The sequence below is a fragment of the Sphingomonas baiyangensis genome (assembly GCF_005144715.1).
Taxonomy (GTDB): Bacteria; Pseudomonadota; Alphaproteobacteria; order Sphingomonadales; family Sphingomonadaceae; genus Sphingomonas; species Sphingomonas baiyangensis.
In genome coordinates, this window is the sequence record NZ_SWKR01000002.1 from 475,617 (window position 1) to 499,232 (window position 23,616).

Sequence of the window (23,616 nt, forward strand, 5' to 3'; positions counted from 1 at the left end):
TATGTCGCGGGCATCGTATCGGCGCATGTCAGTATTCCTCCGCCAGCATGATCGTCATCACTCGTTTCGTGACGGTCGGGTCTGTCGGGTCGAAAGCATCCTGACGATCATCATTGCGCGCATGGTAGTCAATCTTCCACACGATCCGATGCCCCTCAACGGTCAGCACGGCGCAATCATGTTCTCCGTGCGGATCGTTGTCGGGCGTGAATTCGGCGAAATGCCTGACAGCCCGGATCACGGCTTCCTTCGTGACGATCGGCAGAGCAGCAACGCCACGGGACAGGTATGTCCAGCCGCCTTCGCCCGTGAAACGGAGGTGGTCATTGAGGCGGGCGATGGTCGCCCGCCTCGTTGCTCCCGGCATCACGCCGCCGCCTTCTTCACCTTCGGCTTGAAGTTGGCCTTGCGCTCAGCGATGGCCGCCGTGAGCTGCGGGTCCAGCTCCCCGGCGTTGATCGCCTCGATGATCGAGCCGATGATCTCGGGCACTTCGTTGAGGTTCTGGACCTCCACCGCGTTCATGCCCTTCGCGAATTCGAGCGGCTTGCTGCCGTAGCGAAGCTGGAAGAACATTTTGCCGTTAGCGTCGGTGAACCAGCCCCTCCGCACGCTGCGCGGCGCGTCCACGCGGACCTTCTCGCCCGCCTCATTGGTGCGCGTCACGCGTCGGGTGGCATTGAAGGCTGTGCCAGCGATTTCCGCTTCTGCGAGGGCCTTCTGCTCGGCGAGATAGCGCAGCAGCTTCGTGCGGAAGCCATGCTCGGAAGTGGCGGGATTGGCCGGTGCGGCCGCAGCAAGCTTGAGGGATTTCAGGATCGACATTCGCATCTCCTTGGCTGTTGAGGACAAGGCGAGCCGTAACGTCATCTATCCTGAGAGCGACCGAAGATTGGTCGTAAGATCCAGAAAATAAAAATAATTCTTCAATCGCCTTCGCAGATTCTCGATTAATTTAGCAGTCGATACACTGTCGCTGGGCTGCAATTTATCTCTCTGGCGATGGCGCGAGGTTTCATGCCCTCTCCATGTAATTTGTGAATTATCGCAGGATCGAACCTTTGCTTTCCGCCCTTATATATACCGTGGGATTTGGCCTTCTCGATTCCTTCGCGCTGCCGCTCCTGCCGAATGTCCAGCTCGAACTCCGCTACGGCAGCGAGAATGCCCAACATTAATTTGCCGTGACTAGTGGTGGTATCGAGACCGCCCTGTTGGAGACAGCGGAAGGCGACGCCCTTGGCGACCAGTGCAGCAACAATGTTGTGTAGGTCGCGCGCCGATCTGGCGAAGCGGTCGAGCCGGGTCACGATGAACGTGTCGCCCTCGCGGCAAAAATCCAGCGCAGCCCTGAGCTGGAGCCGATTGGACGCAGCCTTACCACTCATCTGCTCCTGGAAAATCTTCTCGACGCGGTGCGCTGCAAGCTGCTCCAACTGCACGTCAAGCGACTGCTGGGTGGTCGAGACGCGCGCATAACCGACAAGCATGACACCTCCTCGAATGGGTTAAGACCCTGCTGCGATTGTGTCTTTTGAAGAGGAGAGCAAGCCTGCCGAGACGCCTTTCCGGCTTCGCGAATATATCTCGGCAGGCTTTACCCGAATGTGGTCGCCGCGATTATCCTCCGCTTAGAGCGGACCCGTCGCAATCGTTTGTCGGATAGGGAGTTTTAAGCATCCCTGTCTGATAATCGCCGTCATGTTCCGAACCCGGAAAGAGCGACCAAACCCGTGGACCTTGGACGGTATGCGCTATTATCGGCGTCGTCGTATGCGCCGTATCGCCCTTCCCCTCGTCATCCTCGGTAGCGCAGCAGCCATTGGCGGACTTGTTGGGGCTGCGCCCGTCATGCTGGCTAAGCCCGCCTCGGCCATCGAACGCTACCAAGATTCCCTGACAGGCTGCACGGTCACTGACGGCGACACAATTCGTTGTTCGGGCGAGCGCATCCGGCTCCTTGGAATTGATGCACCAGAGCTGCCCGGCCATTGCCAGCGTGGGCGCGTATGTGCGCCCGGCGACCCCTACGCTTCTTCACGCAGTCTGGGAGAAGCCTCAGCGGGCGAGCTCTCGATAGATCGCGTTGGAGAGGATCGCTATGGCCGCACCTTGGCGCGTGTTGCTGGTCCGAAGGGCGACCTGTCCTGCTGGCAGCTCAAACACGGCCAAGCGATCTATGTGCCCGATTGGGATAACGGGCTTCGTATTGCTCGGACCTGCCCATCTTCGACAATGGGGAACTGATGGTAAGCGCAACCAGTCTGACCGGTGCGGCGGGCGAGCATTTCGTGATGAGCGAGTTGTTGCGGCGCGGCTTCATCGCGGCTCTGGCTCCCGCTGGCGTCCCCAATTGCGATATTGTGGTCACGGACGACATAGGCGAACGGCTCTGCGCGGTTCAGGTCAAAACGCGGATCGGCAAGGGCGCTGACCGTGGCTGGCACATGGGCAAGAAGCACGAGGGGCTGATGTCGCCGACGCTGTTCTATTGCTTCGTGGATTTCGCGATGGGCACGGGATCGCCGCCCTTCACCTATGTGGTTCCGTCTGGTGTTGTGGCTCAGACCCTCGCCGAGTGCCATCAGGCATGGCTCAATCAGCCGGGAGCGAAGGGGCAAGCACGCAATGACAGCGACTTTCGACGCTTTCTTCCCAGCTATGCGAATCTCCAAATGGGGAAGTTCGAGGACGGGTGGCTAGAGCCTTGTCGTGAGGCTTGGCACCTATTGGAGCAGCCCTCCTAACAACGCGCTGAGCGCATGGGATCAAGCGGGATGAGGACGAAACGCTGGCGCGTTTGTCCTGCTTCGGCGTGATTGGACTCGTGCTGCGGTGCAGTCGCTCCTCGCCCGGCCAATCACTTGAAGCGATTACTTCGTGGTCGAGTCAGAAGAACAGCTAGTTCGCAAGAGCCGTCGAACCACCTATCCCTCATTCCAGGCAGGGGAGATACACACTTCCCCCTGATACCAGAACCATCGAACGACAGGGCGAAAATCGCTTTCGTTCTCAATTCCAGTATCAGGGGGAAGCTGTGAGTAGGTATTCCAGTATAGGGTTCTACACACTTCGTATCTAACGCCCTTATCAGGGGCAGCGGGGTTTAGCCGATCGCTCTTCGGTTAGGCTTCTGGTTCCTCGGAACCACATGCGGACACGGGCGAACCATACGATCAGCGTCGCCGCGTGCTAGGTGTTGACGGTCATCACGCCAGAGCACCTCCTTCACCACTACCGGGGGACCCGCTTGCTCGTTGTCCATTTGGACCGGAGGATTTAACCTCCTGAGCAACTTAACGGCGGTTTTCAATCCTGCTCTCGTGCCCGTCGTGGCCTGCATTGTTTAACGTGGTGCCATGCGGTTGTCCGGTATGGGATCGCAATTCTCTTCCACGGCGCGACCAAGAGCCCTTGTGGGTTTGGCTTCCGGCAGCTCATCCATCCTCGCTTACGCAACAAGGGTCAGGGATCATTGGGGCCGGTATGGTCTATGGGGGTTTTGTTGAAGCCAGTTGGGGTCAAAGAGGACGGCCGGGCTTCCAAAGAATGACCCGATGATGCGGGGTGCAAGCGCATCATCGGGTCCAAACTCCAACAGTGGGTCGTCACCGAGACCGGTGATTGCACCCACCGTCCACGCTTCTATTTATAATGAAACGCCGTCAGGATCGCCATTGAAGTGGCAACCTTGCCACTCTTTTACAGACGCGCTCCGCTCTAAGCGGAAGCGCGCAATGAGCCCCAGCATCTGCGGACGCCATGCAATACTTGGTAAACCAAGTATTGCATCAAATGGTAAATGCTAAAGTCAAACAATTTTGCTTGTCAAACGGAAAATTCGTGGTAGCGATCATGCCATCGCAGAGGAGCGAAAGTAAGTCTGCGGGCTCTTTGACAATCAAATAGATCATCAAAGATGATCGCAATGGAGCGCATGGTGACGATGCGCTGGCTGGTAGCTGTTTCGGCAGTCAAGCCAATGGGTTCAAATCCCTTCATTGCGACCAATAGGGCAACGTCTGCCCTGTTGCTGTCGCCCGACAACAGGCCATTTCGGCAGATGGTCGGGAGAAAGCACGTTACTCCAATGGTTATCACCAAGACGACCGCTCTCATGACCAGCGCCACGCTGTCGAATGGGAGCAACCTCGATCTCAACGTCACCGACGAGGCCGAGTTCAAGAAGCTGTATGAGGGTTTTCGCAAGAGCGTGGCTGCGGTCGGATCGGGCTTCAAGTCCGAAGCCAACCAGGTCGCCACGCGCAAGCGCGAGGCCCTCTACAAGGATCTTGCTGCGGCTTTGGCCGTCTGCGAGGTGCTGCTCGACCCTGCAAATGTCGATTACCTCATCGAGGCGCTCGAACTTCACGGCATTCCTGCCGTGGTCGATCCGGCGAAGGGGAATGAATTTGTTCCTCTCTGTCGGCTTATGTGGGGCTATTGGCCGCAGGCCACGACGGCCAATCCCGATCCTGCGTTCATGTGGGATCGCAGCCCTGAACTTTACGGCAAGGTGTTGAGGGGTGCTGTCGCGCGCGGCATCAAGCCCTCGGAACTCGCCGCGAAGCTGCTCGAAGAGAAAGGCTTCAAAAAGTTCAAGGAGGCCGACGACAATCGGTATCTCAAGGACGATCAGGACGAGAAGGACAAGATCCAGCGTTTCAAGGACGTCATCAACGATGACCCCAAGGCCGTGATCCCGGCGGAAGGCTTCGGCATTCCGACGAAGGACCGCCCCTCTCTCGTTGCGGTTCTTTGCGCGGTTTCGGCGGACGGCAAGGAGCTTAACGCTCTCCAACGCCTACCGATTTCTGTGCAGTCGCTTGAACAGCAAGTCCACAAGATGGCGCCCAATCTCGTGGCGGATATTCGCGTGAGGCAGGCTGAGAAGCGAGCGGCAGCGGCGGAAGCCGCTCTCGCGGCCCAGATTGCTAAGGTCACTGTTGACGCGCTGGACGGCTTGTCCGCTCAGAGCGGCGGCAGCGACAGAGCAGCTTCCTGAAAACACAGGGCCGGGGGGAAACCCTCGGCCCTATTCTTTGGGAGGCTCACATGGCATCCGCTATGTATCTTCGATTGCTCGAACGGGCGATTGAACGGCTGAGAGACCCTTACCGGCTGAGCGAGCGCGAGCAGGCTGGAATTGATGCTTATCTCACGCCAGAGGAGCAGGTCGAAATAGAGCGTCGGCGGGTGGAGATATATCAGGCCAACGAGTTCATGGCTTTGCCCGTGGACGTTTGGCGTGAATATCGCTTTCCGCCTGCGCTGGAACACGCCTTCTCTCTTTTTCATCTGGAGCATCCGGGCCCAGTCTCCCGGCGCGAAAGTGCCGAGAAGCGCATCGCTGCAAAGCGGGCCAGGGGCGCCAAAAACCCGACCGCGTATGCGGAAGACGCGTGGAAGGTGAATTTCCATACGGAATATTCTGGTCGTCTCGTTGATTCGATTAGGCGGGCCTACGAGAAACTGACGGCTGACGAGGCTCTCTTCTGGGAGCATCGCGGCGCGTGGGCACCCAACAATCTGCCTCGCCATGTGGAGAGTTGGGAAAACGTCTTTTGGCCCCGCCACCCCAATGCGCGTCGTCAGGCTTACATTGAGGTGCTGACGGAAAAGCTGGACCGCGCTCGCGAAGCTTGATGATCCATTTACCTGCTAGCCCGGTCGGACCATTCCGGCCGGGCTCTTTTCACACCCTTCTTCTTTCTCGATCGACTTGTGGCGGCGGCGCATATGCGTAAGTTGCTCAAACCGCATAAAAGCCAGCGATGCGAATTTTTGGGGGCGGATTTGGATATCGAAGATCAAGCAAAAGCTTATCTTATAAGAGCGATTCGGCGTGGAGCGGCCTTTCTGGTCCTGGGAGCCGGTGCGTCGAAAACCTCTCGAAATCGCTTCGGAAAAGACGTCGCGCTCGGTGAAGGGCTAGCAGAAATTCTGGCCCAGGAAGCCGGCCTGCCGTACGCGGGGGAGCCCTTGAGAAAAGTACTCGCCGCCTGCGTTCCCGATATCCTAGGCCGTGAACAGTTTCATCAAATTTTGAAGGACCAGTATCACGGCGTCACGCCGTCTAAAGAACTGAAGTCGCTCCTCAAGTTCAGCTGGAAACGGCTCTATACCTGGAATATTGACGACGCCATCGCGGCCGTGCCGTACTCGGCTCAGCGGCGAAGCACGTATAACGGCATGATCGACAAAGCACATGTCGATCACGGAGCTGAAATCCTTCCCGTTATTCAGCTCCATGGTGACGTAGACAAACCTGAACACGGCTTCATCTTTACAGACGTGGAGTACAACAAAGCACTGATCGACGGCAAACATCATTGGTATCGTCAGCTCGCGCAAGATTACGTTTCTAGCGTGCCGATCTTCATTGGCAGTCGGCTCGAAGAGCCCATTCTGTCCCTTGAGCTCGATCGCGCCCGCCCAGTGGCCGGAGAGCCACTTGGTCAAGCCTTCCTAGTCTGTCCTGACAAGCTGAGCCCGATCGATGTACTAGATTTGAGGTCTCGGCAGATTGTTTACCTTCAAGGCACATTGGAGGACTTCGACGAGTTTCTCCGAACAGAAATCGGCGTCTCCTACAAGCCTGTGGATATTGCAGCCGAATTGAGCGAGTTCGCCGCAAGTACAGTCAAGGCACGTAATCTGGGCGCACGGTCCGCGCTAATCGCGACCTACATCTACCAGCAGACTTATTCGGCCACACTAGCGGATGCCGCCAGCTTTGAACCTCAAGTTGCGGAGGCAGCGTCGCGAAAGTTTCTGGAGGGGGCGCCACCCAGCTGGCGATTGGCGGTATCGGATGCACCAGTTTGGCTTCAACAAACGGACGATCTTCTGAAATTTGTCACTAGATCCGTTTTCGATCGTGAGCGGATTGCCATGGTCGTTGGACAGTCTGGGAGTGGCAAGACCACGGCATTAATGCAGTCACTGCTGCGTTACTCACGTGATAACGCAGATGCACCGTTTTACGAGATCCGAGGTGAGGTCCCCTCCCTACGCTCGGCATTGCAGCTGCTGTCGGATAGCGTCGCGAGCGATCATATCATCGTCTACATTGCCGACGCATTCGTGTTCGGGGATTCATTCTACGAGGACTTGATGTCGGTACCGACCGACAAGATGACGATTTTTAGCAGCGCGCGCATCGGTGAATGGAATAGCCGCTTGAAGCGACAATTGTCGGCAGTAGCCAAGACTTTCAAATTTGATCGTTTTATTCAGGCAGACTACCAACCCCTTATTGATCGCTTAATTAAATTTGTTCCCTCTCCAGCATTACTGCGAATGACCCCGGCTCAGCGTCGCGCCCAGCTCGGCCAATCCAGGTCTCAGCTTCTGATCGCCTTGAAAGAAGCCACCTATGCGGAGGCATTCACGAAAGTCATCACCCGCGAGTTCGAGAAGCTTGGCTCGCTAGACGAGCAGAAGCTGCTGCTAATCTGCGGCCTTGGGTCTCTTTCCCGGGCTGGCATCGATCCTGGAGCGGCTCGGGAAGCTTATGAGCGAAGTGGCGCGGATCTCCCGTTCCAAGTTGCGATGGAAACTCTTGAGGGGATAGTCGTTCCACAAGTAAACGGACGCCTCTCAGCTCGTCACGAACTCTACGTTCGTCATATATATGACTCCGTAGCCAATGTCGACGAGGTAATGAACGCGGTATCAGCATTGCTTGACACGTTCACCAAGTACAAGCATCCAATCATTAAGAATGTTGCCCGACTTGATGAGATTCTTTTTCGATATCTTCTGAGTCATAACTTTCTAAAGGACCTCGCAAAAGCACATGGCACTGCTCGGGCCGGACTAAAGGTTTACGAACGATTTGAATTAGCATTTCAGCTTGATGGACATTACTGGCTGCAGTACGGGCAGTATTTGTCCGAGATTGGTGACTACGATGAAGCTATGGCAATGTTCGACAAGTCGATCCAGGCGTATCCTGAAAACGAATATGCGCTGCATGCTCTTGCTGATTGCCAGCTCAAGGTTGCGGCGCGACGTGCCTCATACGATGCCGACACGCGCGAGCTGATCAGGAAAGCCGTGAGCACACTCTTAGCGCAAGATGAAGCGATGGACGGCCCCAGCGACCATTACGCTATCGTGACGCTGGCGCACGGCCATGTTGGCACGCTGGTCGTCCACGACGAAATGGATCAAGCGCGGGAGGCTGCCGAACGGTACCTGGCGCGGATTGGCGCGATCCGCCGTTTCAACGATGACAACCTTCTCGCAAGGGCGTTCGAAAGATTACTCAATTTCACAACCGGACAGGGCTGGAAGGAAACGCCCTTCGCGACGAGGAGGGGACAGCGAACTGGCGCATTCAGACGATGATGCTCAGTGCTCAGGTGACTTGCGAACGATCGCGCGAAGCGCATCCAGCGTCATCCAGGGCTTCACCTTATGCACCATGCGGTGGCAATTTGAGCATAGCAGCGCAAGGTCGTCTGCCGTGGTTACGTCACCCTCCTGCATGGCATGAACAGGGTTGGTGTGGTGCGCTTCGATGAACCCGTGCCCCCTGCTGCCATAGGTTGTAGCGAAGTCGAAGCCGCACCCTTCGCATTCCAGCTTACCATGCTGCTTCAGCGCCGCGCCCTTCCGCAGGGCAACTACCTTCCGATCGCGTTCAAGCGTCCGGTGATAGCGGTAGCTGACCTTGCCTTCCTTGGCCTGGTAGCTCTGCACATCGTCGAGCGTCTCTTCGTCCATGTTGGCGAAAGTGCCCTCGCGGATCGCCTCAGCGGCAATCGCAAGCTCAAGCGGCTTGCCGTAGAACTCAGCCCAGATCGCCTTATCCAGCTTGCTTGCCCCATCTAGCCCTTTGCCGCCCTTGCTGGTGAAAACCGGATCGACGCTGCGAAAGTTCATCATCTTCATGACGACGCCAGGTGGGTTGCGGTAGGTCGTAAGCCCCGCCTCAGTCGCCATCTGCCTGAGCAGTGCAGATACCTCCAGAACGTCTGGATGGTTGGGGCCGGGATCGCGCCCATTGTGCTTTACGTATAGGTCAAGCGCGAGGATCACCTGTTCCCGCGTCCAAAGCGGGTTCTTGGTCTTCTCCTCAAAACCCTCCGGCACGTCGAAGCTGAAGCCGAGCTTCTCCAACACCGGCACGACATAAATCTGCCCGCCGCTGAATTCGTTGTAGCGCAGCGGCTCGGGGTTGCCCGGCAGGTAGCCGAAGGCTGCACCAGTGATCGCCTTGCTATCGTAAGCCTTACCCTCGTGCCACAGCCTATAGGTGCGCGCGGGCTTGTAGCCGTACTTCGTCAGAAACGCCTTCTGACCGATTTCATCATACTCCGCGATCGCGGCGAGAACCGCCGGTCGCGTGACATTTGCTGTAATCCGTTCGACGGCCATTTCGCCACTCCATCTTGGATCTTGGACGCGGCTTACCCGAAACCGCGCAAAGCTGCGGGTCCGCTCACCTGAATTCAGTGTACGTGCATTGCAGGCTTGACGCGCGCAGGAAAGGTGACATGCGCATTGGCGCGAGCGACGCTGACGGTGCCCGTCTCGAGCGGCTGGCGCAGCGAATCGAGCACGGCGCGCTGGAACTCGGGCAGCTCGTCGAGGAATAGCACGCCCAGATGCGCCATGCTGACTTCGCCAGGGCGCACCTTCAATCCACCGCCGGTGAGCGCCGCCATCGATGCCGAATGATGCGGCGCGCGGAAGGGGCGCGTGCGCGTCAGTCGCCCGCCCGCCAGCGTGCCGGCGACCGACTGCACCATCGAAACCTCGAGCGCCTCGGCGGCGTCGAGCGGCGGGAGAATGCCTGGGAGGCAGGCCGCCATCAGCGATTTGCCTGCGCCCGGCGGCCCGACGAACAGCAGATTATGCCCGCCGGCCGCCGCGATCTCGAGCGCGCGCTTGGCGGTTTCCTGCCCCTTTACCTGTCGCAGATCGGGTCCGTGCGCGGCGGCCTCGACGTCGCCGGGGGCGGGAGCGGCGAGCAGCTGATCGCCTTTCAGATGATTGAGTAACCCAATGAGGTCGTGCGCGGCGACGACTTCTATATTGCCTGCCCACGCCGCCTCGGCGCCCTGCGCGGCGGGGCAGATGAGCCCGCGGCCGGTTTCGGCGGCATGCAGTGCCGCCAGCAGCACGCCGGGAGAGGGGGCGATGCGCCCGTCGAGGCCGAGCTCGCCGACGACGACATAGCCCGACAAGGTCTCGGCATCGACGATGCCCATCGCACCCAGCAGCGCGAGCGCGACCGCCAGGTCATAGTGCGAGCCCTCCTTGGGGAGATCGGCGGGCGACATGTTCACGGTGATGCGCTTCGGCGGCAGCGCCAGCCCGATCGCGGCGATCGCACCGCGCACGCGCTCGCGGCTTTCGGCCACGGCCTTGTCGGCAAGTCCCACCATCACGAACGCGGGAAGGCCGGCGACGAGGTTGCACTGCACATCGACGCTGCGCGCTTCGAGCCCCAGATAGGCTACCGTCGATACGATCGCGACCATGCGTGCAATCCCCCCGTCGAAGCCATGCTTAGCGCCTTTCCCGCGTGATGGAACGCCTTGCGGGGCAAAGCTTAGAACCCGACATGTCGAGGATGCAGCAAGACCGGCGCCACCCCATGCTCCGCATCGCACTGCTCGCGACCGGCTGGCTGCTGATCGCGGCATCGCCCATCGTCGGGGTGGTGCCGGGACCGGGCGGCATCTTCGTGTTCGCCGGCGGGCTCGTGCTGGTGCTTCAGAACTCGATCTGGGCGAAGCGGCAGTTCGTGGGTATCTGCCGCCGCTGGCCGCGCTTCGGCGTCTATGCCGATCGCGCGCTGCGGCGCGATACCGTGCGGCGGCGTGAGTGGGATGCGGCGCGCGCGCGTTGACTTGTGCGCCGCCCGCGCGTAATGGCGCGCTCTGATCTGGCCGTCCGCGGGGCGGCCGTTTTTGTTATGTCGACACGCAAGGAATGAGCGATGAAGCGGACCTTTCAGCCGAGCAACCTGGTGCGCGCGCGCCGGCACGGTTTCTTCGCACGGATGGCGACCGCAGCGGGCCGCAAGGTGATTCGCGCGCGTCGTGCGCGCGGCCGCAAGAAGCTGTCGGCCTGAAGCGAATGACGGTTCGCCGCGAGTATCTCGCGGCGAACGCCGGCCGGCGGGCGCCGATGCCGGGTTTCGTACTGCTCGCGCGTGCGCGCGAGGATGGCGACTGCGCGATGCGGATCGGCATCACCGTTTCGAAGAAGGTCGGGAACGCCGTTGTCCGCAACCGGATGAAGCGGCGCTTTCGCATGCTGGCGCGCGAAGTCCTGCCCGAACATGGCATGCCCGGCGCCGATCATGTGCTGATCGGGCGCAATTCGGGTATCGAGCGCCCCTGGGCCGATCTGGTCCGCGACCTCGAAAAGGCCTGCGCGAAGGTGCGGCGGTGAGCCGCCTGCGCGCATGATCGCCCGCTTGCTTATCCTTATCGCGCGTGGGTGGCAGATCGGCCCCTCGCGCATCCTGCCGCCGACCTGTCGCTACTCGCCTTCGTGTTCGGCCTATGCAATCGAGGCGCTCAACCGCTATGGCGCGCTCAAGGGCGGGTGGCTGGCGCTCCGGCGCATTGGCCGCTGCCATCCGTTCGGCGGGCACGGTTACGACCCGGTGCCCTAGACCTGCCGGTTGATCGCTGGCGCTTTGGAGACGTTCCCCGGTGAAGGACGAACAGAAGAACTTCATCACCTTCGCGGTGCTGGCTGCATTCATCCTGTTCGGATGGCCAATCATCGCGGGCTGGGTATTTCCGACCGCGAATCCGCCGGTGACGCGCATCGAGGCGGGCGAGACGAAGGTGCTGCCCAATCCGGCCGCCGACCCCGCCGCCGATGCGCCGCAGGCGATCCGTGATCGCAACGTTGTGCTGGCCGAGACGCCGCGCGTGCGCATCGATACGCCGACGCTCTCGGGTTCGATCAACCTCAAGGGCGCGCGGATCGACGATCTGGTGCTCAAGAACTACGACCAGACGATCGCCGAGAATTCGCCGCCGATCCGGCTGCTCTCACCCGCAGGCGCGGCGCAGGCCTATTTTGCGGGCTTCGGCTGGCGCGCGAGTGGCTTCACTGCTCCGGACGCGGATACGATCTGGCGCGCGACGGGTGACGTGCTGGCGCCTGGCCGCCCCGTCACGCTCGACGCCGACAACGGGCAGGGCCAGCGCTTCCGCATCGAGCTGTCGATCGACGAGAACTACATGTTCACCGCGCGGCAGACGGTGGCGAATGGCGGCGGGGCGCCGGTTTCGGTGCAGCCCTATGGCTATCTCAGCCGCCGCGGCGCCTCGACCGATGTCGACCAGTGGGTCGCGCATGTCGGACCGATGGCGGTGCGCGACGGATCGGCGGTCTATGTCGATTATGACGAGGCGAACGAGGAGCAGCGCCGCTATCCCACCACCGGCGGCTGGGCGGGTTTCACCGACAGCTACTGGCTAACCGCCATGATCCCCGATCAGGCCGCACCTGTCGAATTGCAGCTGCGCACCGGTGCGGGCGATCTGTTCCAGGCCGATTACGTCGTGCGCGATGCGCGGCCCGTGGCCCCCGGCCGGAGCGTGACGCAGACCGCGCGCTTCTTCGCTGGCGCCAAGGAAGTGAAGCTGATCGACGCCTATGAAGGCGATCTGGGCATCGTCCAGTTCGACAAGGCGATTGACTGGGGCTGGTTCCGCATCATCGAGAAGCCGATCTTCTACTATCTCGAATGGCTGTTCCGGCTGGTCGGCAATTTTGGCGTGGCGATCATCCTGCTGACGGTGACGATCCGGCTGCTGCTGTTCCCGATCGCGCAGCGCCAGTTCGCGTCGATGGCGCAGATGCGCGCGGTGCAGCCCAAGCTGAAGGCGTTGCAGGAGCGCTTCAAGGAGGACAAGCCGCGCCTCCAGCAGGAGATGATGGCGCTCTACAAGGCCGAGAAGGTCAACCCGCTGGCGGGCTGCCTGCCGATGCTGTTGCAGATCCCGATCATGTTCGCGCTGTACAAGGTACTGATCCTGACGATCGAGATGCGGCACCAGCCCTTCGCGCTGTGGATTCGCGACCTCTCGGCACCCGATCCGCTGACGCCGCTCAACCTGTTCGGGCTGCTGCCCTTCACGCCGCCCGGCTTCATCGCGATCGGCGTGTTCCCGATCCTGCTCGGCATTTCGATGTGGGCGCAGTTCAAGCTCAATCCGGCACCGATGGACGAGGTGCAGAAGCAGGTGTTCGCGATCATGCCGTGGATGCTGATGTTCATCATGGCGCCGTTCGCAGTAGGCTTGCAGCTCTACTGGATCACCTCGAACGTGCTGACGATGGCGCAACAATGGTGGCTGTATCGCCAGCATCCGGCGCTCAAGACGGCACCGGCGAAGTGAGCGACGCGGCCGACGACGCAAACGACGACGCGATCGAGGACGCGCGGCGGCTGTTCGCGGGGCCGGTCGCGTTCCTCAAATCGGCTCCCGAGCTTCGCTTCCTGCCCGATGCCGACGTGCCCGAGGTTGCGTTTGCCGGCCGCTCGAATGTCGGCAAGTCGTCGCTGCTTAACGCGCTGACCAACCGCAACGCGCTGGCGCGCACGTCGAACACGCCGGGGCGTACGCAGGAACTCAACTTCTTCGATGTGGGCGAGCCGCTGCGCATGCGGCTGGTCGACATGCCGGGCTATGGTTTCGCCAAGGCGCCAAAGGACATGGTGCGCAAGTGGCGCTACCTGGTGAACGACTATCTGCGCGGTCGGCAGGTGCTCAAGCGCACGCTGGTGCTGATCGACGCGCGCCACGGCATCAAGGATGTCGATCGCGAGATCCTGAAGATGCTCGACGACGCGGCCGTCAGCTACCGCGTGGTGCTGACCAAGGCCGACAAGATCAAGGCGAGCGAGCTTGCCGAGGTGACCGCGCGCACGATCGAGGAAGCGCGCACGCGCCCGGCCGCGCATCCCGATCTGCTGGTCACGTCGAGCGAGAAGGGCATGGGCATGGCCGAGCTGCGTGCCGCCGTGATCGAGAATATCGGCTGAAGTTGAATGGTGGTTCAACTTGGCTTGACCGGTCCGCCCGCCGCTCGCTAGGCGGAACGCGAGAGGAGATACCGCAATGCAGAAGCTCTATCCCGATGCGGCCGCCGCGCTGGAGGGGTTGCTCCATGACGGGATGACGATCTGCGCCGGCGGCTTCGGCCTGTGCGGCATTCCCGAACGGCTGATCGACGCGATCCGCGATGCGGGCGTCACCGGCCTCACCATCGCCAGCAACAATGCCGGCATCGATGGCGAGGGGCTGGGCAAGCTGCTGCGCACGCGCCAGGTGAAGAAGATGATCTCGTCCTATGTCGGCGAGAACAAGGAGTTCGAGCGGCAGTTCCTGGCCGGCGAGCTCGAGGTCGAGTTCTGTCCGCAGGGGACGCTTGCCGAACGCTGCCGGGCGGGCGGGGCGGGGATACCCGGCTTCTACACCAAGACGGGCGTCGGCACGCAGGTGGCCGGGGGCAAGGAAGTGAAGTCCTTCGACGGCGAGGATTACATTCTCGAACGCGGCATCCGCGCCGATCTCGCGATCATCAAGGGCTGGAAGGCCGACGAGATGGGCAACCTCATCTTCCGCAAGACAGCGAGGAATTTCAATCAACCGATGGCGACGGCAGGAAAGATCTGCGTCGCTGAGGTAGAGGAAGTGGTGCCGGTCGGCAGCCTCGATCCCGATGCGATCCATCTGCCCGGCATCTATGTGAAGCGCATGATCGTCGGCGCGCCCTACGACAAGAAGATCGAGTTCCGTACCGTACGCGAGCGGGAAGCCGCGTGAGAACGGCAATGCTGCTGACCGCGGCGCTGCTCGGCGGCTGCGCCACCACCGCGCCGCCTGCCGCCTATACCGCTGCGCCCGAACAGCCCGGACGGCAATATCGCTGGCTGCTGGGTTCGGGAGAAGCGGCAGCGATGTCGCGCCAGACACATGCGGCCATGGCGGCCTATGCGGTCGCCCGTGCGCGCGGGCCTGCCGACAGCGCAGTGCTCGCAGCGGGCGCTTCTCCCGACGCGCCGCGCTGGGGAGCGTGCGACAGCAAGCCGCGCGCGGTAGTGTACGACATCGACGAAACCGTGCTGTTCAACACCGGTGCAAACTACGACAGCGCCAGCCGTGACGATCCGCCCTTCGATCCCGCGCGCTGGGCGCGCTGGGAGCAGGGCGGCGCGAAGCTGGTCGAGCCCGTGCCCGGCGTGGTCGAGGCCATCGCGGCGATCCGCGCCGCGGGCGTCACCGTGATCTTCAATTCGAACCGCGACAATGTCTATGCCGCGCAGACCGCCGACGCGCTGGCATCGGTCGGCATAACCGGGGCGGTGGCGGGCGAGACGCTGTTCCTCAAGGGCGATGTGGCGCCGGGATCGGCGAAGGACCCGCGCCGTGCGGCGATCGCCGCGCGGTATTGCGTGGTGGCGATGGCGGGCGACAATCTCGGCGACTTTGCCGATGCCTTCAACGACAAGGCGCTGACGGTGCAGCAACGCCGTGCGCTCGCGCAGGCGCCGGCGCTGCGGGCGAAATGGGGTGCGGGCTGGTTCCTGCTGCCCAACTCGCTCTACGGCGCGTGGGAAGGCGCGGGTTTCGACGACCTGTTCCCCGCCGACAAGCGCTGGACGCTCGAGGAGAATGATTGATGCCTGACCAATCCAGGGGCTGGACCCGCGACCAGATGGCGGCGCGTGCCGCGCGCGAACTGCGTGACGGCTTCTACGTCAATCTCGGCATCGGCATCCCGACGCTCGTCGCCAACCATATCCCCGAAGGGCTGACGGTCACGCTCCAGTCGGAGAACGGGATGCTCGGCATCGGGCCGTTTCCCTATGCGGGCGAGGAGGATGCCGATCTCATCAATGCCGGCAAGCAGACGATCAGCGAACTGCCGCATTCGGTCTATTTCAGCAGCGCCGACAGCTTCGCGATGATCCGCGGCGGGCATATCGATCTCACCGTGCTGGGTGCCATGGAAGTCGCCGAGAATGGCGACATCGCCAACTGGATGATCCCCGGCAAGATGATCAAGGGCATGGGCGGCGCGATGGACCTGGTCGCCGGCGTCAAGAAGATCATCGTGGTGATGGAGCATACCGCCAAGGACGGCAGCCCCAAATTCATTCCCGCCTGCACGCTGCCGCTGACCGGAACGAACGTGGTCGACATGATCGTCACCGATCTGGCGGTGTTCCAGCGCCCCGATCACGACAGCGCGTTCCGCCTGATCGAACTGGCGCCGGGCGTCACTGCCGATGAAGTCGCGGCGAAGACGACGGCGCGCTACGACGTGGCCGTGCCGGCGTGACGCAAGCGGCGCCCGCGCGCTGGCGGCAGCGGCTGGCGCATTACGACAAGGCTGTCGCCCTGCTCGAAGAAGCGTTTGCGCTGGGTGGCACACGCCCGCTTTCGGAACTGGAAAAGGCGGGACTGGTCCAGCGGTTCGAGATCGCGTGGGAACTCGGCTGGAAGCTGATGGCCGATTATCTTCTGGCCGAAGGTTCGCCGCCGGAGACGGTAACTTCGGCCAGCGTCATCCGCAGCGCATTCGCTGCCGGGATAATCGCCGATGGCGACGCGTGGATGGCGGCGAGCAAGCTGCGGCATCAATTGTCGCATACCCACGACGTCACGGTGCGCGACGCGGAATTGGCGGCGATTGAGGCGACGCATCTTAGAACGCTGGAGGCGTTTCGCGATGCGATGATCGAGCGTGGCGGCTGAAACGCTCACGGCCGCGCAACGTGCAGCGCTGCTGGCGGCGCTTGCGCCCTTCGCGACGGTCATCGAGCGGGTCGAACTCTTCGGTTCGCGGGCGCGTGGCGATCATCGGCCGGGGTCGGACGTCGATCTGCTGCTGACGGGAGCGATCGACCTGCCGATGCTGATGCGCATCGCCGCCGCGATCGACGACAGCGATCTGTCGATCCACGCCGATGTGACACGCGCGGAGGATGCCGGACCCGAACTGGCAGCGGTGCTCGCGCGCGAGGCGCGGCCGTTGTTCAGCCGCGCCGACCTGCTCGGATAGCGCGCCCAGCCTCCGATCAACGCGCGCGAATGAACGCCCTGATATCGCTCGAAAGCTTGCGAAGATCGTCCTCGCGCACATACATCATGTGGCCGGCGTGATAATATTGCCAGACAATGCGGCCGTCATTGGGAATGCCCGTGCGGTTGAGCGAATATTCGGCGCCGAAGAAGGGCGTGGCGAAATCATAATAGCCCTGGCCGACGAACACGCGCAGGTCGCTGTTCTCGCGCATTGCCTTGCCGATCCAGGGGGCCACGTTCAGGTAGCCCGATCCGCCGCGCGGGCCGCCGGCGATGTTCCAGTCCCAGTCGCGCGTGCCGCCGATCGCCGAATAGGTAAGGTCGGGCGAATAGCCGAGGCCCACGCGCGACCACTGGTTCATCGCCGCGGTATAGGCGCCGTCGATCGCGTAGAAGCTCGGGTCGTTGTCGGGCGTCTCGCCGGCATTGTCGTAATCGACGCCGGTGTAGCGCGTGTCGAGCCGGCCGATGGTGAGGCCACGGTCGCGCAGCAGCTCCTTGTAGAAGCGCCCCGGCGACAGGCGCAGATCGGCTTGCGCCAGATAGGTCTGCGACACGCCGGTGAAGCGCGACAGCTGCGGCAAGATCTGCGCGCGCTCCGCGGGGGTCAGCGCGTTGCCCTTGAGCAGCGCGGCGGCATAGGGGCCGATCGCAAAGGCGCGTGCTTCCTCGACAAAGGCTTCGAGGCTCGCGGGTCGGTCGGCTACCTTGTTGTGATACCAGGCGGTCGCGGCCATCGACGGCAGGTTGGTAACATAGCCGAGCTCGTTTCCGGGCGCGTCGGCAGCCTGGCTGAAATCGAGAATCGACGAGATGAGGATGATGCCGTTGATAGCTACATCGGTATAGCTGCCCTCGAGTTCCTTGATGACCGCCGCCGATCGCGTGGTACCGTAGCTCTCGCCACCGATGAACTTGGGCGCGTTCCAGCGGCCATGCTCGTTGAGCCATAGGCGGATGAACGCCGCCATCGACTTCGCGTCCTTGGTCACGCCCCAATAGTCCTTGGGGTCGGTATCGCCGAGCGCGCGGCTGAACCCGGTGCCGACGGGATCGATGAACACGATGTCGGTGACGTCGAGCAGCGATTCGGCATTGTCGACAATGGGATAGGGCGGGGCGCCATCGTCTCGCGCGTCCGACGGGATGACCACGCGTTTGGGGCCGAACGCGCCCATGTGCAACCAGAGCGATCCCGAGCCGGGGCCGCCGTTCCACAGGAAGGTGACGGGCCGGTTGGGATCGACCGGGCCTTCCTTGATGTAGCTGTACGAGGTGATCGAGGCGAGCGGCTTGCCGTCCTTGTCCTTCAGATAGGTGTCGCCCGCAATCGCGCGATAGGCGATGCGCGTACCGCCAAAATTGCCCGAATGACGCGTCACCGAGCGTATCGGCGCTTCGATATCGGCCGGGCTTTTGGCTGCTGCCTTGGGTTCGGGGCCGCGCTCCTGCGCGGCGAGGCTGAGCGGCAGGACGAGTGCGGCGGCGGCGAGCAGGCGAGATATCATGTTGGCGGCATTCCCCTTTTTCGTAGCGTCCCTATCGCGCCGCGGCGGAATGCGGAAGCCGTCAATCGACGGCGGCGGGGCGTACCGTGGCGATGCCGGCGGCTTTCTGGCGCTTGAGCTCGGCCTTCAGGCGCTGGGGGTCGGGCGCGAGGATGAAGCCGAAGCTTACCCCGCCTTCCTTGCCGATGGTGGCGTGGTGCAGCTTGTGCGCCTGCACGAGCCGCTTGGCATAGCCGCGCTTAGGCACCCAGCGGAAGAAACGCTGGTGCACGAGCCCATCATGGATGAAGGCGTAGATCAGGCCGTAACAGGTGATTCCGAGCGCGGTCCACCAGAGCGGCTCGGACCATGCGGCCTGAGGATTGAGCCATGCGGTGACGAACATCGCGCTGACGAAGCTGCCGAACACGACGGCATAGAGGTCGTTGCGCTCGAGCGCATGGTCGTGCGGCTCGTGATGATCGCGATGCCAGCCCCAGCCCCAGCCGTGCATCACATATTTGTGCACCGTCCAGGCGAAGACCTCCATGAAGGCGATGGCGCCGACGACGATGGCCAGCTTCTCGAACGCGGTCATGCGGCGACTCCGTGGCCCGTCCCCCGGTCGCGTGCCGCGCGGCGGCGCGGCAGCGCCCACCAGGGAGTATCGGGGCTTAGATGATGTTCGTGATGATAGCCGAAATGGAAGCAGGTGGCGAGGCTGAGCAGCGGACCGAAGCTTTCGCTGCGCGCATTGTGGCGATCGGCGAACGCATCGCTGGCTGCGTTATGGCGGTGCGGGCGGAAGGTGCCGAAATAGAAGAGCTGCACCGACGAGAGGATCGCGGGCAGGCCGTATAGCAGCACGATATTGGCGACCGGTACGCCGAAGGCGAGCCAGTAGAGCGTCACGACGGTGGCGACATAGGCGCCCGAGCGCCAGCCGAAATAGCGGCGCAGGAAGGTGCCGTACCAGCGGCCGAAATGCGCCGGATTGTGATGATCGAAATCGGGATCGCTCGCGCTGCCAGGACTGCGGTGGTGGGCGAAATGCGCATCACGCATCCGCCGCCAGCCGAAGCCCGCATACACCATCAGCAGCGCGCCGCCGATCGCGGCGTTGAGGCGCTGGCGTCCCGGCGCGAGCGAGCCGTGCATCGCATCATGCGCGACGATGAACATGCCGACCGACAGCCAGCACTGGACCGCGGCGATGACCGGCACGAGCGGCCAGCTGCGCGCATCGATCGTGAAGCCGAACATCGCGTAAAGATGCAGCGCGAGCCAGCTTCCCGCGATCGCCACCGCGAGGCTCAGGCCGATCAGCGCCTGCCGGTCGCGGTGCCGTCCGCGTGCGGGTACGCCGGCAGGAGGGGAGGCGGGCGATGTCATCGGTCCCGCACATAGGAGCAGCGGGCTTCTTGCGAAACCCGCTGCCTGATCTTCGTGATGCTGCGGCGACGTGCCGCGGCGATTTTGGCTCAGTCCTGCTTGCGGCGCTTGCCGAAGCGGGCGCGGGCGACCAGCGCCGCCGCGGCGCCGCCGAACAGCAGCAGCATCGGCGGAGCGGGCACCGGCGTCGGATTGCCCGGCGTCTCGCCGCCCGGACCATCGGGCTGGTCGGGCTTGCCGGGATGATCGGGCTTGCCGGGCCACGGCTTGTCCTTGCCGCCCGAGCTGGTCGATGTCGAGGACGAGGACGAGGTCGACGAGCTGGTGGACGACGAGGTCGAGGACGACGAGCTCGTCGAAGACGACACGTCACCCGAGCTCGAGCTGGTCGAAGACACGTTGCCCGACGAGGTCGAGGTCGACGAGCCACCGGTCGACGACGAGGTCGAGGAGCCACCGGTCGAGGTCGAGGAACCGCCCGAGCTGGTCGAGGTCGAGCCGCCGGTCGACGACGAGGTCGACGAGATGACGATGCCGCTGCTGCCGCCACCGCCGCCGAAGAAGCCGCCGGCAAAGAAGCCGCCGCCGCCGAAACCGCCGCCGCCGCCGAGAATCACGGGGGCGACGCTACCGCCGCCGGCGAGCACCGGCATCTCGCCGCTCGAGCCGACATAGGGAGGCGGCAGCGGGATCGGCGCGCCCTGGTTGGTGACCGTCACCGTCGCGGGCGGGCAGGCCGCCGTCTTGGTGATCGTCCGCCGCACGAGCTTCTTGCCCGGCGCGGCGGCGCTTGCGTATTTCGTGACGTCGCGCGGGGCGGCGACGCGCTTGGGCACGGTCTTCACGATCGTGCGCTCGGCCTTTGCCTGCTCGGTCATATGGACCGCGCCGCCGCCGACGATCGCGCCGCCAACGGTGCATGCGCAAAGTTTCGCCAATGCCATCTTCACCGACATACGCTTGTCTTTCCCTGTCTGGCAGATCGTTCTGCGATCCGCCAAATGAAGCAGTCGCTCGCCGCCAATGACCCTAAAGTGCAGAACAAAATATTAAGTGCAATCGCGTTAACCAACAACTTGCGTTCCGAAATGGAAAAACTGGCGGTTGCGCCGAGCACTCTTTGGTTAACGCCCCGAAACGGGACGACTCCGCAGCTTGTGAAGTGGCGACCAAGCAGCGAAGCGGCGCATCGTTCAGTTAACGGCAAGCACCGATCGTCAATAGACTGATTCGCGAACGAAAAGACCCGGAAAACCCGGCTTGTGGCAATCACGCTGCGTCCCTATAGGCCGCAAGGGCAAAAGGTGGCGCGCCACGGGCATTGGGGGCTTACGGCGCCGGGTGTGGAGAGTGGGATGGCGACGGTTTTGGAACGGTCCGACGATTTCGGCAAAGCGCCGATGGCTGCGAATGACGGAGGCACGGCATATCGCCCCCTCCCGTCCGAGCCGTTCATGAATGAGCGGCAGCAGGAATATTTCCGCGAGAAGCTGCTCGCCTGGAAAGATGCGATCCATCGCGAGGCCAAGGACACGCTGAGCCAGCTTCAGAGCGATTCGCTGCGCGAGGCCGACCTGACCGATCGCGCATCGAGCGAGACCGACTGGTCGATCGAGCTGCGCACGCGTGATCGCCAGCGTAAGCTGATCGCCAAAATCGACGCGGCGCTGCGCCGTATCGAGGATGGCGAATATGGCTATTGCGAAGTGACGGGCGAGCCGATCAGCCTGGCACGGCTCGAGGCGCGGCCGATCGCGACGATGACGGTCGAGGCGCAGGAGCGGCACGAGCGTAACGAAAAGGTCTCGCGCGAGGACTGAGAGATCGAACGCGGGTAGCGCCGAACTGGGTGTCCGGTTAACGCTTTCGACAGGGATTGCTGTTGTATTGGCGGCGACACCGACACTGCCGACGCTAATCGAGCATGACCATGGACCGCTACGCGCACGATCCCGTTCCCCCCGGCGACGACGATGCCGGCACGCAGCGCAACGCCGCGCGCGACAGTCTGCTGCTTACCGCGACGCTGCGAATCGGCGACGCTGAAACGACGGTGCGCATCCGCAACCTGTCGGCAGGTGGCCTGATGGCCGAATATGGCCGCTCGCTCCCGCTCGACACCGCTGTCGACGTCGACATCCGGGGCATCGGCTGGACGGCGGGCAAGGTTGTCTGGGCGGTCGATGGTCGCCTTGGCATCGCTTTCGATGCGCCGATCGACCCGCTACTCGCGCGCAAGCCCGTGGGGAGCGGCAAACAGACGCCGGTATATTTGAAGCCGCCTCTGTCGCGTCGCTGATTCGCTGAAATATAGTCTTAACGGACGCGCGGACCGCGCTGCCCGGTAAGGCAGCGCGGCGGTCACGTCAGTGCGCGGCGATCTCCTCCTTGACGCGCAGCTTCTGACGCTTCAATTCGCCCAGCACGCTCTGATCGGGGAGCGGCCGCTGCGCTTCGGCCGCGATGCGGCGATCGAGCGTGGCGTGCTTGGCTTCCAGCGCGGACAGGTGCGGGGTCTGCATTGCAGCGTTCTCCTGACTTTCGGGTTGGGGGAGCCGAGTAAACCATCAATGCGTGTTAATGTCGCGTGTCTTTGCGGCGGCTTTCGACATTCCGTGCAAAAAAGCGCGTCAAACAGAATGGCGGCTGGACATGCCCGGCCGACTGCGAGAGGGGTTGGCCATGGACGAGGCCGAACTCCAGCGCCGGCTTGAACTGCTGCGAGTCGAGCATCGCGATCTCGACGCCGCGATCGCGGCGATGCTCGATACGGGTGCAAAGGATCAGTTGCAGATCGCCCGCCTGAAGAAGCGCAAGCTCAGGCTGCGCGACGAGATCGCATTGGTCGAGGACGAACTGGTGCCCGATATCATCGCCTGACCTGCGCCACGGCGGGACAGATGGGCGGCGGGTGCAATGACCGGCTTGTGCGGATCGTGCGATGTGGCATGCCCAAACCATGCCCCACGCACCCGCCTCGCGTATCGAACGCCGCCTGATCGACTCGCTCTACGTCGAGGCGATGGTGCTGGCCGATGAGGCGCGGGGGTATTTCGATGATTGCGGTCGTGCCGACCGTGACCTGCTGGCGCCGCTCGAGCGAGTCTCGTTTTCGTGCGAGTCGCTCAAGGTGACGACGCGGTTGATGCACGTTATCGCCTGGCTGCTGACGCAGCGTGCGGTCGAAGCAGGCGAATTGCGGCCGAGCGAGGCAATGGATCGCGCGCGGCGGCTGGGCGAGGCACCGGTCAGCGAGCCCATCGCCATCGCGGCGTTTCCAGCCCGCGCGCGCTCACTCATAGCGGCGAGCATCGATCTGCACCGTCGCACCGCGCTGCTCGATGGCGCACGCGACGCGCCACCGGAAGCAACGAGCCCGGCGCGCCGGATGCAGCAGAAGCTCGCCGGCGCGCTCTAGGGACCTGCTCAGTCGTCGACGACGGTTCCTACCACCGCGCCGCCGACGCCGCCAACCGCTGCGCCCTGGCGAACGTCTCCACCCGTCGCCGCGGCGATACCCGCGCCGCCGGCGCCACCGATCGCCGCACCGCGCAGCGTCGAACAGGCGCCAAGCGATCCGGCAGCGGCGAGGAGCATGGTGGTGGCAAGCAGCTTCTTCATGGGCGTGTCTCCATCGGTTCGGGTAACGCTATTGC

At 62.7% G+C, this 23,616-nt stretch carries 31 protein-coding genes and 1 pseudogene; 21 read left to right on the forward strand and 11 right to left on the reverse strand.

The window, feature by feature from the left end:
• Positions 1-28 precede the first annotated feature (28 nt).
• From FBR43_RS05480 to FBR43_RS05490, 3 genes are all read right to left on the reverse strand, one after another.
• On the reverse strand, positions 29-367 hold the full coding sequence (locus FBR43_RS05480; protein WP_136942213.1) for a DUF3768 domain-containing protein: 339 nt from the start codon (positions 365-367) through the stop codon (positions 29-31).
• Positions 367-825 carry a hypothetical protein gene (locus FBR43_RS05485; protein ID WP_136942214.1) on the reverse strand — a complete coding sequence of 153 codons (459 nt, stop codon included), beginning with the start codon at positions 823-825 and terminating at the stop codon, positions 367-369. The genes FBR43_RS05480 and FBR43_RS05485 overlap by 1 nt, the downstream gene beginning before the upstream one ends.
• 125 nt (positions 826-950) lie before the next feature.
• Positions 951-1,490, reverse strand: coding sequence for a recombinase family protein (locus tag FBR43_RS05490; protein WP_136942215.1), 540 nt, complete (start codon positions 1,488-1,490; stop codon positions 951-953).
• A gap of 250 nt (positions 1,491-1,740) precedes the next feature.
• Between FBR43_RS05490 and FBR43_RS05495 the strand changes: the two genes are divergently transcribed.
• The 5 genes from FBR43_RS05495 (at position 1,741) to FBR43_RS05515 (ending at position 8,355) form a co-directional block, all read left to right on the forward strand.
• On the forward strand, positions 1,741-2,247 hold the full coding sequence (locus tag FBR43_RS05495) for a thermonuclease family protein (protein WP_394344011.1): 507 nt from the start codon (positions 1,741-1,743) through the stop codon (positions 2,245-2,247).
• Positions 2,247-2,747 carry a hypothetical protein gene (locus tag FBR43_RS05500; RefSeq protein WP_136942216.1) on the forward strand — a complete coding sequence of 167 codons (501 nt, stop codon included), beginning with the start codon at positions 2,247-2,249 and terminating at the stop codon, positions 2,745-2,747. Before FBR43_RS05495 ends, FBR43_RS05500 begins: the two co-directional genes overlap by 1 nt.
• A gap of 1,172 nt (positions 2,748-3,919) precedes the next feature.
• Positions 3,920-5,005, forward strand: coding sequence for a hypothetical protein (locus FBR43_RS05505; RefSeq protein ID WP_136942217.1), 1,086 nt, complete (start codon positions 3,920-3,922; stop codon positions 5,003-5,005).
• 50 nt (positions 5,006-5,055) lie between these two features.
• Entirely contained in the window at positions 5,056-5,646 is a 591-nt protein-coding gene (locus tag FBR43_RS05510; RefSeq protein WP_136942218.1) for a hypothetical protein, read from the forward strand.
• Between the two features lie 93 nt (positions 5,647-5,739).
• Positions 5,740-8,355, forward strand: a complete 2,616-nt coding sequence (locus tag FBR43_RS05515) for a P-loop NTPase (protein WP_136942219.1) — start codon at positions 5,740-5,742, stop codon at positions 8,353-8,355.
• Between the two features lie 3 nt (positions 8,356-8,358).
• Here the strand turns inward: FBR43_RS05515 and FBR43_RS05520 are convergent, their stop codons facing one another.
• Both FBR43_RS05520 and FBR43_RS05525 read right to left on the reverse strand, forming a co-directional pair.
• Positions 8,359-9,387, reverse strand: coding sequence for an HNH endonuclease (locus FBR43_RS05520; protein WP_136942220.1), 1,029 nt, complete (start codon positions 9,385-9,387; stop codon positions 8,359-8,361).
• A 95-nt stretch (positions 9,388-9,482) separates the two neighbouring features.
• Positions 9,483-10,496 (reverse strand): annotated as a pseudogene (locus FBR43_RS05525) (YifB family Mg chelatase-like AAA ATPase); the annotation flags it as partial.
• A gap of 116 nt (positions 10,497-10,612) precedes the next feature.
• On the opposite strand from FBR43_RS05525, the gene FBR43_RS05530 reads away from it, so the two are divergent.
• The 11 genes from FBR43_RS05530 to FBR43_RS05580 all read left to right on the forward strand — a co-directional run bounded on the left by FBR43_RS05530 (position 10,613) and on the right by FBR43_RS05580 (position 17,058).
• Complete coding sequence (locus FBR43_RS05530) at positions 10,613-10,867, forward strand: hypothetical protein (protein ID WP_136942221.1); 255 nt, start codon at positions 10,613-10,615, stop codon at positions 10,865-10,867.
• A gap of 90 nt (positions 10,868-10,957) precedes the next feature.
• Complete coding sequence (gene rpmH, locus FBR43_RS05535; protein WP_096343204.1) at positions 10,958-11,092, forward strand: 50S ribosomal protein L34; 135 nt, start codon at positions 10,958-10,960, stop codon at positions 11,090-11,092.
• A 5-nt stretch (positions 11,093-11,097) separates the two neighbouring features.
• Positions 11,098-11,415 (forward strand): ribonuclease P protein component, encoded by a 318-nt coding sequence (rnpA, locus tag FBR43_RS05540; RefSeq protein ID WP_136942222.1) that lies wholly within the window; start codon positions 11,098-11,100, stop codon positions 11,413-11,415.
• A 13-nt stretch (positions 11,416-11,428) separates the two neighbouring features.
• On the forward strand, positions 11,429-11,641 hold the full coding sequence (gene yidD, locus FBR43_RS05545) for a membrane protein insertion efficiency factor YidD (RefSeq protein WP_136942223.1): 213 nt from the start codon (positions 11,429-11,431) through the stop codon (positions 11,639-11,641).
• A gap of 40 nt (positions 11,642-11,681) precedes the next feature.
• The gene (yidC, locus tag FBR43_RS05550; RefSeq protein WP_136942224.1) at positions 11,682-13,385 is read left to right on the forward strand and encodes a membrane protein insertase YidC; all 1,704 of its coding nucleotides are present in this window, start codon (positions 11,682-11,684) and stop codon (positions 13,383-13,385) included.
• Positions 13,382-14,032, forward strand: a complete 651-nt coding sequence (yihA, locus tag FBR43_RS05555) for a ribosome biogenesis GTP-binding protein YihA/YsxC (RefSeq protein WP_317128312.1) — start codon at positions 13,382-13,384, stop codon at positions 14,030-14,032. The genes yidC and yihA overlap by 4 nt, the downstream gene beginning before the upstream one ends.
• A 76-nt stretch (positions 14,033-14,108) precedes the next feature.
• On the forward strand, positions 14,109-14,816 hold the full coding sequence (locus FBR43_RS05560; protein ID WP_136942226.1) for a CoA transferase subunit A: 708 nt from the start codon (positions 14,109-14,111) through the stop codon (positions 14,814-14,816).
• Between the two features lie 8 nt (positions 14,817-14,824).
• Complete coding sequence (locus tag FBR43_RS05565; RefSeq protein WP_136944051.1) at positions 14,825-15,673, forward strand: 5'-nucleotidase, lipoprotein e(P4) family; 849 nt, start codon at positions 14,825-14,827, stop codon at positions 15,671-15,673.
• Positions 15,673-16,335, forward strand: a complete 663-nt coding sequence (locus FBR43_RS05570; protein ID WP_136942227.1) for a CoA transferase subunit B — start codon at positions 15,673-15,675, stop codon at positions 16,333-16,335. The genes FBR43_RS05565 and FBR43_RS05570 overlap by 1 nt, the downstream gene beginning before the upstream one ends.
• Positions 16,332-16,751, forward strand: a complete 420-nt coding sequence (locus FBR43_RS05575) for an HI0074 family nucleotidyltransferase substrate-binding subunit (protein WP_136942228.1) — start codon at positions 16,332-16,334, stop codon at positions 16,749-16,751. Before FBR43_RS05570 ends, FBR43_RS05575 begins: the two co-directional genes overlap by 4 nt.
• The gene (locus FBR43_RS05580; RefSeq protein WP_212611896.1) at positions 16,741-17,058 is read left to right on the forward strand and encodes a nucleotidyltransferase family protein; all 318 of its coding nucleotides are present in this window, start codon (positions 16,741-16,743) and stop codon (positions 17,056-17,058) included. The genes FBR43_RS05575 and FBR43_RS05580 overlap by 11 nt, the downstream gene beginning before the upstream one ends.
• Positions 17,059-17,074: 16 nt before the next feature.
• Here the strand turns inward: FBR43_RS05580 and FBR43_RS05585 are convergent, their stop codons facing one another.
• The 4 genes from FBR43_RS05585 to FBR43_RS05600 form a co-directional block, all read right to left on the reverse strand.
• Positions 17,075-18,589, reverse strand: coding sequence for a S10 family peptidase (locus FBR43_RS05585; RefSeq protein ID WP_136942229.1), 1,515 nt, complete (start codon positions 18,587-18,589; stop codon positions 17,075-17,077).
• 61 nt (positions 18,590-18,650) lie between these two features.
• A complete protein-coding gene (locus tag FBR43_RS05590; RefSeq protein WP_136942230.1) occupies positions 18,651-19,166 on the reverse strand; it encodes a sterol desaturase family protein in 516 nt (171 codons plus the stop codon).
• Positions 19,163-19,960 (reverse strand): fatty acid desaturase, encoded by a 798-nt coding sequence (locus FBR43_RS05595; RefSeq protein WP_136942231.1) that lies wholly within the window; start codon positions 19,958-19,960, stop codon positions 19,163-19,165. Before FBR43_RS05595 ends, FBR43_RS05590 begins: the two co-directional genes overlap by 4 nt.
• An 89-nt stretch (positions 19,961-20,049) precedes the next feature.
• Positions 20,050-20,838 (reverse strand): PEP-CTERM sorting domain-containing protein, encoded by a 789-nt coding sequence (locus FBR43_RS05600; protein ID WP_249276467.1) that lies wholly within the window; start codon positions 20,836-20,838, stop codon positions 20,050-20,052.
• On the opposite strand from FBR43_RS05600, the gene FBR43_RS16090 reads away from it, so the two are divergent.
• The 3 genes from FBR43_RS16090 (at position 20,839) to FBR43_RS05615 (ending at position 22,259) form a co-directional block, all read left to right on the forward strand.
• On the forward strand, positions 20,839-21,189 hold the full coding sequence (locus FBR43_RS16090) for a hypothetical protein (protein WP_169542460.1): 351 nt from the start codon (positions 20,839-20,841) through the stop codon (positions 21,187-21,189). It abuts the gene before it with no gap.
• Positions 21,190-21,315: 126 nt separating this feature from the next.
• Positions 21,316-21,780, forward strand: coding sequence for an RNA polymerase-binding protein DksA (dksA, locus tag FBR43_RS05610; protein WP_136942234.1), 465 nt, complete (start codon positions 21,316-21,318; stop codon positions 21,778-21,780).
• Between the two features lie 110 nt (positions 21,781-21,890).
• Positions 21,891-22,259, forward strand: a complete 369-nt coding sequence (locus tag FBR43_RS05615) for a PilZ domain-containing protein (protein ID WP_136942235.1) — start codon at positions 21,891-21,893, stop codon at positions 22,257-22,259.
• 67 nt (positions 22,260-22,326) lie between these two features.
• On the opposite strand, the gene FBR43_RS05620 is transcribed toward FBR43_RS05615, so the two are convergent.
• The gene (locus FBR43_RS05620) at positions 22,327-22,482 is read right to left on the reverse strand and encodes a YdcH family protein (protein ID WP_136942236.1); all 156 of its coding nucleotides are present in this window, start codon (positions 22,480-22,482) and stop codon (positions 22,327-22,329) included.
• A gap of 160 nt (positions 22,483-22,642) precedes the next feature.
• On the opposite strand from FBR43_RS05620, the gene FBR43_RS05625 reads away from it, so the two are divergent.
• Positions 22,643-22,840 carry a YdcH family protein gene (locus FBR43_RS05625; protein ID WP_136942237.1) on the forward strand — a complete coding sequence of 66 codons (198 nt, stop codon included), beginning with the start codon at positions 22,643-22,645 and terminating at the stop codon, positions 22,838-22,840.
• Positions 22,841-22,919: 79 nt separating this feature from the next.
• Positions 22,920-23,378: a DUF1465 family protein gene (locus FBR43_RS05630; RefSeq protein WP_136942238.1), complete on the forward strand. Its 459-nt coding sequence runs from the start codon at positions 22,920-22,922 to the stop codon at positions 23,376-23,378.
• An 8-nt stretch (positions 23,379-23,386) separates the two neighbouring features.
• Here the strand turns inward: FBR43_RS05630 and FBR43_RS05635 are convergent, their stop codons facing one another.
• Positions 23,387-23,581 (reverse strand): hypothetical protein, encoded by a 195-nt coding sequence (locus FBR43_RS05635; RefSeq protein ID WP_136942239.1) that lies wholly within the window; start codon positions 23,579-23,581, stop codon positions 23,387-23,389.
• Between the last annotated feature and the right edge of the window lie 35 nt (positions 23,582-23,616).

Bases quoted from the DNA above. Each gene is read 5' to 3' on its own strand.
- FBR43_RS05565 (WP_136944051.1), top strand. From the start codon at position 14,825: ATGCTGCTGACCGCGGCGCTGCTCGGCGGCTGCGCCACCACCGCGCCG.
- FBR43_RS05480 (WP_136942213.1), bottom strand. From the start codon at position 367: ATGCCGGGAGCAACGAGGCGGGCGACCATCGCCCGCCTCAATGACCAC.
- FBR43_RS05620 (WP_136942236.1), bottom strand. From the start codon at position 22,482: ATGCAGACCCCGCACCTGTCCGCGCTGGAAGCCAAGCACGCCACGCTC.
- FBR43_RS05595 (WP_136942231.1), bottom strand. From the start codon at position 19,960: ATGACATCGCCCGCCTCCCCTCCTGCCGGCGTACCCGCACGCGGACGG.
- FBR43_RS05615 (WP_136942235.1), top strand. From the start codon at position 21,891: ATGGACCGCTACGCGCACGATCCCGTTCCCCCCGGCGACGACGATGCC.
- FBR43_RS05520 (WP_136942220.1), bottom strand. From the start codon at position 9,387: ATGGCCGTCGAACGGATTACAGCAAATGTCACGCGACCGGCGGTTCTC.
- yidD (WP_136942223.1), top strand. From the start codon at position 11,429: ATGATCGCCCGCTTGCTTATCCTTATCGCGCGTGGGTGGCAGATCGGC.
- FBR43_RS05530 (WP_136942221.1), top strand. From the start codon at position 10,613: ATGCTCCGCATCGCACTGCTCGCGACCGGCTGGCTGCTGATCGCGGCA.
- FBR43_RS05560 (WP_136942226.1), top strand. From the start codon at position 14,109: ATGCAGAAGCTCTATCCCGATGCGGCCGCCGCGCTGGAGGGGTTGCTC.
- rpmH (WP_096343204.1), top strand. From the start codon at position 10,958: ATGAAGCGGACCTTTCAGCCGAGCAACCTGGTGCGCGCGCGCCGGCAC.
- FBR43_RS05515 (WP_136942219.1), top strand. From the start codon at position 5,740: ATGCGTAAGTTGCTCAAACCGCATAAAAGCCAGCGATGCGAATTTTTG.
- FBR43_RS05585 (WP_136942229.1), bottom strand. From the start codon at position 18,589: ATGATATCTCGCCTGCTCGCCGCCGCCGCACTCGTCCTGCCGCTCAGC.
- rnpA (WP_136942222.1), top strand. From the start codon at position 11,098: ATGACGGTTCGCCGCGAGTATCTCGCGGCGAACGCCGGCCGGCGGGCG.
- FBR43_RS05600 (WP_249276467.1), bottom strand. From the start codon at position 20,838: ATGACCGAGCAGGCAAAGGCCGAGCGCACGATCGTGAAGACCGTGCCC.
- FBR43_RS16090 (WP_169542460.1), top strand. From the start codon at position 20,839: ATGGACCGCGCCGCCGCCGACGATCGCGCCGCCAACGGTGCATGCGCA.
- FBR43_RS05590 (WP_136942230.1), bottom strand. From the start codon at position 19,166: ATGACCGCGTTCGAGAAGCTGGCCATCGTCGTCGGCGCCATCGCCTTC.
- FBR43_RS05570 (WP_136942227.1), top strand. From the start codon at position 15,673: ATGCCTGACCAATCCAGGGGCTGGACCCGCGACCAGATGGCGGCGCGT.
- FBR43_RS05635 (WP_136942239.1), bottom strand. From the start codon at position 23,581: ATGAAGAAGCTGCTTGCCACCACCATGCTCCTCGCCGCTGCCGGATCG.
- FBR43_RS05500 (WP_136942216.1), top strand. From the start codon at position 2,247: ATGGTAAGCGCAACCAGTCTGACCGGTGCGGCGGGCGAGCATTTCGTG.
- FBR43_RS05625 (WP_136942237.1), top strand. From the start codon at position 22,643: ATGGACGAGGCCGAACTCCAGCGCCGGCTTGAACTGCTGCGAGTCGAG.
- FBR43_RS05485 (WP_136942214.1), bottom strand. From the start codon at position 825: ATGTCGATCCTGAAATCCCTCAAGCTTGCTGCGGCCGCACCGGCCAAT.
- FBR43_RS05490 (WP_136942215.1), bottom strand. From the start codon at position 1,490: ATGCTTGTCGGTTATGCGCGCGTCTCGACCACCCAGCAGTCGCTTGAC.
- FBR43_RS05630 (WP_136942238.1), top strand. From the start codon at position 22,920: ATGCCCCACGCACCCGCCTCGCGTATCGAACGCCGCCTGATCGACTCG.
- dksA (WP_136942234.1), top strand. From the start codon at position 21,316: ATGGCGACGGTTTTGGAACGGTCCGACGATTTCGGCAAAGCGCCGATG.
- FBR43_RS05510 (WP_136942218.1), top strand. From the start codon at position 5,056: ATGGCATCCGCTATGTATCTTCGATTGCTCGAACGGGCGATTGAACGG.
- FBR43_RS05505 (WP_136942217.1), top strand. From the start codon at position 3,920: ATGATCGCAATGGAGCGCATGGTGACGATGCGCTGGCTGGTAGCTGTT.